Here is a 10382-nt window from a genome sequence, read left to right on the forward strand (position 1 = left end):
TAGCCAGAGGACTGTGAACCCCAAAAGGCGACGCCGCCAGTTGAGCAACCCCGCAGGATGTCGAATCAGGCGGTCGGCAATTTAGCGGCCGGGAGGCTGACATCGCGCAAGACCCCGATGTAGCCGTTATAGAGATTGCCGGTGGGTACCAGCTGCCGGGCCACGAGTTGTTGATGCACGCTGCGCAAATGGTAGAAGGGCACGCGCACAAACAGGTGGTGCTCGATGTGGTAGTGAATGGCGTGCGGGCCGAACACAAAGGTCTGCCAGTTGCCCCGGACAATGCTCCGCGCATTCTGGCTCTGGTCATCGCAGGCGGGCAGGCCGGCGTGCTCCATGATGGCCCGGACGCGGCCCATGAAGGGCAGCAGGGTAATGGCCGGCAGCAACCACAAGATCGGGTAAAGCCAGGCGTGCCCGGACCACGCCAGTACGCCGAGCAGCAAACCGTTGCTGGCGAGCATTGAAAAGACTTCCCACGCCATTTGGCCCGGTGATTTATTGACCTTGGGCATGATGTCCCGATAGTCGCCGCGGGCAAATTTGCCAGCACTGATGAAGTAGCCCACCCCACAGATGTCCGCCAACAGCTTTGCGGCGAGTTTGCCCCTGGGCAGCGGGAAGTCACCGAGACCAAACACCGCGACCACCGGGTCGTCATGCCGCATCGGCGCGAGATGATGTTTCAAATGCCCGGCACGGTAGGTGTGCAGCGACAGGAACAACGGACCGGCGGCAAAAAACTGCCCGATAAAATCATTCAGACCCTGATGGCGCAGCACCACGCCATGGGCGCTTTCATGCATGATCACCGCCAGCGCCAGTTGGCTGCGGGCAATGATGATCGCCGCCAGCAGGTAAGTGATCGGGTGCGGCCACAGCGCCGCCGCGGCAAATGACGCAGCGATCAATCCCCAGTCCGCCAGCAGTGCCAGCAGAGTGAGCCACGGTTTCAACGCAAAGAGTTCAGCGGGCGGCGTGAAAGCATTCAGGGCCGGATTGTCGCCGGCACGGGAATTGGGTTTGGACACCTGCGTCACCTCCTTGTGTGTGGCGGCGTGAGTGAGCGGATTCACAAGCTGAGCAGGCGACTGACCCACGCGTCGATCCGCGCCTGGGCGCACGCGTTGCCGGTCGCTCCGTCGCGATCAGGCGCTTGAGTCTCGGTCAATTCCGCTGCGGCTTTCGCCACCTGGCCGCGAAAATCAGCGACGTCACTGCGCCAGGTCACCACCCGGTGCTCTAGCTGTAACTGTGCCGCGCGGGCGGCATTGGTGGCCTGTTCGGGCTGATCGGTGAGGACCAGGATGATCGGCCGCCGATAGACCCGCGCGATCGACAACGCGGCCATGCCCGGTGCAGATACGATCAACTGCGCTTGCGCCGCGCGGCTGGCCCAGTCCGGGTCAACCCCGAGCCAGCCGCCAACACCGGCGTAGCCTTCGCCCACTTGATGGGCGCTCAGGCCTGCATCGGCGATGCCCGCGCTCAAGGCTTCGGCCAGACTGACGTCACTGAAATGCGGATTCAGGTAAATCGCCGCGCCAACCGGCTGTGATGGCGTTTGCGTGTCAGCCAGGGCAACCGGGGTCGGTAATCGAAACAGCGCTGGTGCCTTGGAATCGTCGATCTCATGGGCGAAGTCATGCTCGATACACGCTCGCGCCGCGTCTATCTGCCGGCCGACGATCCAGCCGAACAACCGCCCGAAGGCGCGCGGCCACATGCCCTCGAAATTGTTGATCAACGCGACCTTCAGGCTCGCACCGTACACATGCACGACTTTGTGTCGCCACCCGGGCACCGTGCCCATGAACAGCAGTGCCGGGTGGAAGGAGTCATTGATCACAAGGTCGACGCTACGCAGTTTGTCGCGCAGGCGGACGATGTCGCGAAACATCCTGCCAGGGCGAAAAACATAGTGCGCCACATTGCTGTTGGTCGCTTTGCGCAGCATGTTCTGCCCGCTGTCGAACTGAACCGCATAGTGCCGCGACAGGATCTCGGCCTTGATGCCGAAGCTTTCCAGAAAGCGTTGTCCTTCGTCCGAGGTGGTCAGCACTTCGACCTGCGTGCCGGCCTTGTGCAGCGCGTGCACCAGCAGTTGTGCGCGCATCAAATGGCCGCGTGCATCGGCGGTGGCGAGGTAGAGAATGCGCGGCTTCATCGGTCACCACCGCGTGTCCCGCCATAGACCCAGCCGGCCACGTACATCGCCAGTGCACCGGTCACGCCGAAGCCGGATTCGATCGTGCGAATCTCGGCCAGCAACGTGCTCAGGTGGCCCGTTTCCTGGGGGCCGACGATGCGCCGCAAGGTGTGTTCGCACAGCCGGACGTGGGCTTTTTCGTCGGCCAGCACCCGGGATAACAACGGATAGAATCCATGCTCGGGGCCGATGACGGCGCAGTGGCGACTGAGTACGCGCTCGGCCATCTGCTCGGCGCACAGCCCTGTCGCGTAAGCGGGCACCAACAAACCGTGTTCAAAGTGCTTTGCATAGCGATGCGCCAGGCGTTGCCAGCGCAGGATCTTGCGCCGGCTGAGCCAGTCCGGGGCCAGGTGCGTTTCGCCATCGTCCCCCACCGCGCGTAATGCTTCGCTGAACAGCGTCACATGCCGGCGTTCATCGGCCAGATGCTGCTCGACCTGACGCTCAAGCCAGTCGGGCGACTGCGGCAATAACTCTTCCAGCAGGGCGCGTTCCGTCGCGTCTTCCCCGGCAAGGTACATGCGTAGCAGCAACCTTTCGCCGCGTTGGCTGCGGTGCAAACGTGCGAGTGCGGCACGCTTGATCCGGTCCACCCAGCGCGCCTGCACGGCGCCCAGGCCTTGCGCCTTGGGTGTCGCCAGGCAGGCAAATCCGTCATCGACGCAGGTTTGTTCAACCACAGTCATTGCGCCGACTGCTGCGCGGTGTCGACGGTCGCTGCTGTGGTTTGCGCTTGCGGCTTGCGGTGCCAGGCCAGGATCAAGCCGATAAAGCTGTCCTGCATAAACGCGTAACCCGAAGTGGCGGCGCCGGGGAAGGCTTCTTCACGATCGTTGTAACGCAGATAACCTTTGCCGTTGCGAGCCCCGAATTCCAGCGTGTCCTGTTTATTAAAGCCATGCTCACGCACGTCCTGCAGCAGCGGACTGTCTTCGAGACCGAAGATAAACAGCTGGCGCTGCACCACCCACACCGGAATGTGGCTGCTCAACGCTTGCAGTTTGAGACCCCAGCTGCCATTGGTGAGCAGTTGGTTCAGGTCGGTGCTGGTCGATTCATCCGAGGTAAAACCGGCCCGCATCAGTGACTTCGAGACCTTGCCGACGCCGAGGGCAATCGTAATGTCGTTGGCGGAAGGATTCTGCGCATCGCTTGGGCGTACGGCGACGAAATAGTTGGCCACCCGCGCGGCAAGCGATGGATGCGCGAGCACATCGCGCGCCTGTTTGGCAGTAAACAGCACGCGCTCAGTGCTGCCTTCGCGAACGCTGATCCGGTAAGGAGGCATCACGATGTCGTCGAATTTGCCGCGCACCGGCGAGTGGACGTAGGTGTCGGGTTTCCAGGTCTTGCCCGATCGGCGCAGCAGCACATGCAGGCTCAACGGCACACGCTGACCGTCAGACGCGATACCGCTGCCGTGCAGCAGTACGTCGCCGATCACGGTTTTACTGTCATGGGCGGCATAGGCAGAAATCACGATGGTGTGGGCTTCAGTGTCGAGGCTGGCGCGAGCATCCGGTAGATCCAGCGCGATGCGGTTGCACTGCGCGTTATTGCCCGTCGTGCCGCCCATGAGGTCTGGCGGGCAGCCCTCGGTGGAGGCGAAGTGAAAGACGCCGCGGCCGGTAAACTCGGCTGGCGTAGCGCTGGCCTGGATACTCAGCGACAGCAGGACCAGGGCTGTCAGGTAGGAACAGCGTGAGGCGAAGGAGTCAGTTTTCATCATTACTTCCTGTAATCGGGTTTACGTGCAAAAAAATGCGACGTTGCCCGGTATCAATCCAAAGGTCGGTGATAGGACAGTGCTTCAGAATGGCGAGCTTTCGCGCGCCCGGCAGAGATGCCCAGCCCACGAACGATTGCACCTGCGGTATCGAGCAACGACATGCCAATTACAATCACCGTCGCGGCGATGCGTCGCACACCGTGCAGCGGCGGTAAATCCTGATGGTTCAAGGCGCGCAGGCTGTAACCGAGACGTCCCGCCATCACGCAAAAAGGGCCCAGCGGCCCACTGCGGCCGAGCCATTGCAGCCAGGATGGCATATAGGCGCGTACCAGATAGGGTGTGAGGCCGACGCTGTCGCCGCCCCGGAGCCAACGCAGTTTCACCACTTCGCCACGGGTGTCCGGCAGTTTATGTTCGGTGTGCGCGCGCGGGGCGTACTGCACCGCAACCCCGGCGGCTTGCAGGCGCAGGCCCATGACCTGGCAATGCGCGCGGTACACGCCATCGAGCGGTTCATAGCGATGCTGTTCGAAGGTGTCACAGCGAAACGCGACGTTATTCGCGTAGAAGTTGCGCGTGGCGCCTTCGCGCAACGGGCTGGGGAAATACATGAAGTCGATCGCGGTCAGGGCGCTTCCGGTCGGGCTCGCGTCGTAACTGGTGCGCCCGGCGACCGCCATCGGTGCCGTCGCCCCGGGCTGGGCGAAGGGCGAGAGCAACTGCTCAAGCCAATCGAGGCAGGGACTGCAATCGGCATCGGCAAAGACCACGTATTGGCAGCGGCGCTGATCGACAGCGTCGAAACCGACATTTTTCGCATCGTAGTAGCCGGTGCGGGCATCAATTTCGATGAAGTCGATCGGCCGCCCGGCCAGTTCTGAAAGCTCGTTGCACGCCTGGGCATCCAGACCGTCATGGGTGATGACCCACTGCGCAAAAGTCTGCGGTGCCAGTGTTTGTTGGCCAAAAGCGATGATCAGCCGTTTCAGGCTCGCCAACGCTTCCTGTGAATCATGGCCGCCGCGCAGGTTATTGGTTTCGACGACTAATGCCGTGTTGGCCGCGACGACATCCAGGCCGCTCGTTACTTCCCTGTTTCTATGCGCCATTGGCATCCCGAGTTGCTTCGTAATAAGTGTGTTAGCCCAAGCGTTTTCGCCCGAAGCGAATGAACTCAGCCTTTTTGCTTCGACCCCGACCAGAGCAGGGCCAGCAGCGCACGGGAGTCCATGAGACGCTCATCGGCGCTGACCAGTCCCGGCAGGGCATGCCATGGAAGGTTGGCGCTGCGATGATGATGCAAATGCAGATTGATGTGATACGGCCAAATGAAAAACCTGCCGATGCAGCCCACTTGCCATGCGTAAGTCCATTCCGGCCAGCCGGGGGTTACATCGGGTCCACCGCTGTGCTCGGCAATACTGCGGATTTTCTGCAGCAGGGTGCCCAGCGTGGCCAGTGGCACAAACCATAGCAGGGCGAGCAGCAACAGTGTTTGTGCGGAACATTGCCAGGCCAGCACTGACAACAGCGCCAGCCAGATAATGCCCGCAGCCATAACAGGCCGGCTCATCTTCAGTGATGCGCCGCCTGCGTTTTTGTAAGCGCGCAGATTACGCAGCATATTGATGATGAACAAATCGCCCAGTAATTGCCGGAGCAGCAACCTCCCGCTCAAGGGCCGGAACTGCCAGGGTTGTCGATGATAAAGAAAGCGCCGCTCCGGGTCTCTTGCGGCGCCCGTGTGCTGATGATGCTCGAGGTGCAGCGGCCGATAGAACTCGATGGGCACCGTTCCCGGAACACCGATGGCCAGGTTGATTAAAAAGTCGTTGGTACGGCGGTGGCGCGTCAGGTGGTAGTGCGTAGCGTCGTGGTACAGGATGAACAGCGCATGTTGGCGCGCGGCAATGATGACGAAGGCCAGGCCATACAAGCGCCAGTCCGCGACATAGATCGCGATGCGCAGCGTCACGATGATGCATAGCCATTCCAGCAGAATGGCGCCCATGGTGCGCAAATCCACCTTCAGCCGATGCAGCAGGACGGTTATCAGGCCCGCTGCGCCGCCAACGGCAATGCCGTATACCGCGTCGAGAAAGACATGTTGCCCGGTGGTCAGCACGGTCATGGCCAGCACCACGCTCCACAGCGCAAACAGCCGGGCCTGGCGCACGCGCAGATAACCCAGGACCACGCTGATGGCCACTGGCAGCGCGACGTGGCCACTGGGGGAGGCGGCCAGCGGTGAGTCGATCCGGTAAAACCACGTGAGCAACTGCGACGGAGTGTCCGGGCGCATCACCAGGGTGGGCCAGAACAGGTGGCTCACCAGGCAAGTCCCGGAGGCCAGGGCGGCGGCAAAAAAGGCCGGCAGCAGCCACTCGCGACGCCGGCCCATCAACACCAGGACCGGCATGATCAACAGATAACTCAAATACAGCGGCAGCGTGTAGGGTAACTTCGCAATGTGTGCGTCAATCATGCCCGGCTGAATAATCCGCACCGGCCCCATCGGGAAGTGCGTGACGAGAAAATATAAAACACCGGTCACCAGGATGTAGACCACTAGCCAACTAAAGGGGCGGGTCACACGGGAAGTATTAAAACCAAGACTGGTAGCGGCGTGGGGCATGAATAAAGGCACCTGGATATATCAGGACACGTATGGGTGAAGTTTGTACTTGGTTGACCTGTTTGACCCACGGAAGTCTACGTTGCATCGGCCGATTGATCCCGCCAAAATCCGGCTATCTTGCTCTTGATGCAGAAGGTCTCCATGAGTTTATGCGCAACGTCCTTTGAATGCTCCCGGCTGCGCCTAAATGAAATTGATCGGATGTTCGAGATTTATTCTGCGTCGTACCACGATACCTCGCGTTTACGCTTTGATCAGGATCTCAAGGACAAAACCCACTGCATCGTTTTGCGTGATGCAGCTGAAGTTATTGTCGGGTTTACCACCCTCAAGCTTTATGAAAAAACCTGGGCGGGCAAACCGATAAGAGTGATTTTTTCGGGCGATACGATCATTGATCGTGAACACTGGGGGAGCCAGCAACTGGCATTCGCCTGGATGCGGCTGACGGGGGAGATCTGGCAGGCGATGCCTGACGTCCCGCTCTATTGGTTCCTGATCTGCAAGGGCCACCGGACCTATCGGTACTTGGGCGCCATGGCGCTAAGCTATGCCCCGCGCGCGGGTGCGGTGACGGATCCTGATACTCAGGCATTGCTGGATCACCTGGCGATCGATCGCTTCGGCGAAGCCTATGATCCGAACACCGGTGTGCTGTCTTTCGACGTGCCTCAAGGTCGCCTGACCACGGAGTTGGCCGAGGTTCCAGCGCCTCATCTGCGCCTGAACAACGTTCTATATTTCCTCGAAAAAAATCCCCGCTATGCCTCCGGTGACGAACTAGCATGCCTGTGTGAATTGCACCCCGACAATCTTCGGCCCCTGGCACTGCGCCTGTTTGCAGACGCGCGCCCGACGCCATGCTGATCCGCCAGGCCAGCGTTGCAGACAACCTGAAACTGCTCGACTTTCAGGCGCTGCGGGCGATGCAGGGTAACTTGCCGATGCGCTTTGATCGCGGGCCGGACTATTTCGCGCTGCACCATTGCCATGCCGCGGATCATCGAACGTGGCTTGCCGAAAGCGAGGTCGGTGAGCTGAAGGGCATCGCCAGCCTGGTGGTGCGTGATGGCTACTTGCAGGAGCGCATTCAGCCGGTGGCTTACCTGGGGGATCTGCGGCTGGTGCCTGACCGGCGCCTGTCAAAGTCGTGGATGGCCGAGGTCAAAGTCCGGCTCGAAGCGTTGGCCGATGAAACCGGTGTGCAGCACGCCTATTGCTGCGTCATCCGCAGCAATCGGCTGGCGGCACATTCGCTGCTCGGTGGTCGGCGTGCCAATCCGCTGATGCTTTCCCACTGGCGCGGCTACAGCAACGTCGCCGTGTATGGTCAGCGGGGCTGGGGAAGCGCGCCGCGAACGGTGGAGAACGTGCGCATCGTCCAGGCACAGCCCCGCCATGCCGATGCGTTGCGGGCATTTCTCGACAGTGAATCGACGGGCCAGCCCTTTGGTAGCGTCTTTAGTGAAGCGCAGTTTTCGCGGCGCCTGGAGACCTGGCCGGACTTCGGTATCGAGTCATTTATCCTGGCCGTGGACGCGCGAGACAATCTGCTCGGTTGCGTCGCCCCTTGGGATGCCGGGCGTATCAAGCGGGTGGTGCTGGAGAAACTGCCGCTGTCACACCAGGCGCTGCGCCTCGCGTTCAATGCCTGTGCGCCGGCGTTGGGTCGCCCGGCGATCGCCGCCCCAGGCCAGGCGCTGCAAGACATCTACTTGACTCATCTACACATACGGCAGCGTAACTCGCAGATTTTTGCCGCCCTGCTGGATGTCGCCTGGGCGCGTCTTCGCGGCCGGTACGCGCTGATGCAAATGTGCCTGTATGACAATGATCCGCTGTGGAGGGCGATGAAACGTTATCGCTCAGTGTCCATTCCCATGGATCTGTACACGGCGCCTTGCGTCGGCACCGCCCCCGCGTTGGCGCTGGATGCAGGACGTATCCCGGGGTTCGAGATTTATCTGGTCTGACCGGGCCGGGTCTCATGCAACACATTCAGCAGCGTCAGCCAGAAACGGGTCGCGTCAAAGCCACCACCGCCCAGCACCGGCTGGCCGTGATCGAGGTGCGGCAGGCAAATCTGCGGCATGCCCTCGATGCGCAGGTTCTCGATGTAAAACTGGCCGTCATGGGCACAACCCGGTCGTTGGGCATTGAGGCGCGCATGATGGGTGTCGAAGCGCGAACTGGGCGCGGCGGTCCAACTGACGACGTGGGTAGCATGCAAGTCGGCGGGCAGTTGATTGAGTAGTTGCGCGATTTGCGGGTCGCGCAGGCTGCTGATATCCCGTGTGCCAGCGGCCATCCACGGCGTTTTTGCCAGCACCCGGCGAACCCGGTCGAGCGGGTAGCTGTGGCCGGGTTGCCCGGCGGCGCAACCCAGCACCTCATCCATGACGGTCGACGGACCGGTCGGCGGTTGCACCAGCGCAACGCCATCACACGCGTCGCTCAAAGCTTTGTCCTGAGACAATGCCGCCAACGCGTCGAGCCCGCCCTTGCTGTGCGCCAGCAGGACAAATCGTTGCCCGTGCTGGAGTTCGGCGGTCAGCACTTTGCTGATATGCCTGCCTTGCGCCATGACCCCGCGCGAAGAACGTACGGGCATGCGCAGCACCTGATAACCCGCGTCCCTCAGCGCCTGGGCGCAATCCTGAAAACACCGTGGCAACCATTCAGAAAACAAACCGGCCACCAGCACCACCAGGGTGCTTGGGGGAAGGCTTGGCGTGGGGTTGTCCCAGCACGAGATAAATCGCCCCGTCCAATCCAGGTGCGCCGCAGGCCTTACGAATGGCGTGGCCGGAAAATGCAGCGGCCAATCGTCAAAGCCTTCTGGCATCCAAGGCGTGTTCATTGATTGGGCCTGGCGTATTCGTCCAGCGTTTGGCGTGCCGCGTCCAGGGCTTGAGTGGTGTCGAGGCGGTTGGGGTGAAACCCCGGAACGAACCAGAACAGCCACCTTGGAAAGGCGCGTGTCAGCGGGCCGGGGTTCACAAATAACCACCATTGCAAGCGCAGCCACCCTCGCCAGTTACGGCGTTGCCCATCATTCCCGGCCAGGCGGTAGATGAAATACATGACGTCGACGGCAAAGTAAGCCGTCATGGTCAGCATGACCCCGCAGCGCATCAGGTAGCGCCACAGCGGATTGCGCACCACCGCGCACAGCACGTCGAAGGCGACAGCCTTGTGCTCGGTTTCTTCGATGGCGTGCCAGCGCCACAGCATGGCCATCCTAGGGTCGGCGCCTTCCAGCACGGCGGGGTGGCGCAGCAACTGATCGGAGAGAATGGCGGTGAAATGCTCGAGGCTGGCGGTCATGGCCAGACGCGTCGCAGGCGTAAACCGATTGCCGACTTCCTGTCGGCGCCGGAGAAGGTTCTCCAGTTCATCAATCGGCGCGCCCTGTGCCGCCAGCAGTTGGTTGTACAGCCGGTGTTCACGAATATGCGACGCTTCCTGATAAACAAACTCGTCAACCGCCCTGCAAAGCGTGGCATCTGTTTCGATCGCGGCACGAAAGTGCACGACACTATCAATAAACAGTTTTTCGCCGAGGGGAAACATGATCGACAGCCCATCAAAAAAACGCGTGACGAGGGGCCAGTCTCGATACCAGTAACGGGGAATGCTCGCATCCAGTGCAAAGCGAACGTTGCGATGGGGAATTGTTGTGCTAGTTGATTGTGCAGGCGGGCACCGGGAGAACAGGCGTTTGAGATACGACATATCGACGGGAGCTGCCTTGAAAAACTACAGGCTATCTCTTTTCTTGAGCATCGCAACCAGTAGAA

General features: G+C 61.1%; 10 protein-coding genes. 2 read left to right on the forward strand and 8 right to left on the reverse strand.

Translation table 11 applies throughout. From position 1 onward, the window contains the following. Positions 1-65: 65 nt before the first annotated feature. The 6 genes from HKK52_RS24360 to HKK52_RS24385 form a co-directional block, all read right to left on the reverse strand. A complete protein-coding gene (locus HKK52_RS24360; RefSeq protein ID WP_169372887.1) occupies positions 66-1031 on the reverse strand; it encodes a fatty acid desaturase family protein in 966 nt (321 codons plus the stop codon). Between the two features lie 41 nt (positions 1032-1072). Then, positions 1073-2167 (reverse strand): hypothetical protein, encoded by a 1095-nt coding sequence (locus tag HKK52_RS24365; RefSeq protein WP_169372888.1) that lies wholly within the window; start codon positions 2165-2167, stop codon positions 1073-1075. Then, complete coding sequence (locus tag HKK52_RS24370) at positions 2164-2898, reverse strand: hypothetical protein (protein ID WP_169372889.1); 735 nt, start codon at positions 2896-2898, stop codon at positions 2164-2166. Before HKK52_RS24370 ends, HKK52_RS24365 begins: the two co-directional genes overlap by 4 nt. Further along, a complete protein-coding gene (locus tag HKK52_RS24375; protein ID WP_169372890.1) occupies positions 2895-3938 on the reverse strand; it encodes a hypothetical protein in 1044 nt (347 codons plus the stop codon). The genes HKK52_RS24370 and HKK52_RS24375 overlap by 4 nt, the downstream gene beginning before the upstream one ends. Before the next feature lie 53 nt (positions 3939-3991). Continuing rightward, positions 3992-5053 (reverse strand): glycosyltransferase, encoded by a 1062-nt coding sequence (locus HKK52_RS24380; protein WP_237150601.1) that lies wholly within the window; start codon positions 5051-5053, stop codon positions 3992-3994. 65 nt (positions 5054-5118) lie between these two features. Further along, positions 5119-6579 (reverse strand): fatty acid desaturase, encoded by a 1461-nt coding sequence (locus tag HKK52_RS24385; RefSeq protein ID WP_169372892.1) that lies wholly within the window; start codon positions 6577-6579, stop codon positions 5119-5121. A gap of 204 nt (positions 6580-6783) precedes the next feature. Between HKK52_RS24385 and HKK52_RS24390 the strand changes: the two genes are divergently transcribed. Both HKK52_RS24390 and HKK52_RS24395 read left to right on the forward strand, forming a co-directional pair. Then, entirely contained in the window at positions 6784-7449 is a 666-nt protein-coding gene (locus HKK52_RS24390; RefSeq protein WP_202027608.1) for a hypothetical protein, read from the forward strand. Then, positions 7443-8555, forward strand: a complete 1113-nt coding sequence (locus HKK52_RS24395; RefSeq protein ID WP_169372894.1) for a hypothetical protein — start codon at positions 7443-7445, stop codon at positions 8553-8555. Before HKK52_RS24390 ends, HKK52_RS24395 begins: the two co-directional genes overlap by 7 nt. On the opposite strand, the gene HKK52_RS24400 is transcribed toward HKK52_RS24395, so the two are convergent. After that, on the reverse strand, positions 8543-9442 hold the full coding sequence (locus tag HKK52_RS24400) for an esterase/lipase family protein (protein WP_169372895.1): 900 nt from the start codon (positions 9440-9442) through the stop codon (positions 8543-8545). The two genes, HKK52_RS24395 and HKK52_RS24400, sit on opposite strands and share 13 nt — an antisense overlap. Continuing rightward, positions 9439-10317, reverse strand: a complete 879-nt coding sequence (locus tag HKK52_RS24405) for a metal-dependent hydrolase (protein WP_169372896.1) — start codon at positions 10315-10317, stop codon at positions 9439-9441. The genes HKK52_RS24400 and HKK52_RS24405 overlap by 4 nt, the downstream gene beginning before the upstream one ends. Positions 10318-10382: the final 65 nt, after the last annotated feature.

Source organism: Pseudomonas sp. ADAK2, from assembly GCF_012935755.1.
In the GTDB taxonomy this organism is placed as follows: Bacteria; Pseudomonadota; Gammaproteobacteria; order Pseudomonadales; family Pseudomonadaceae; genus Aquipseudomonas.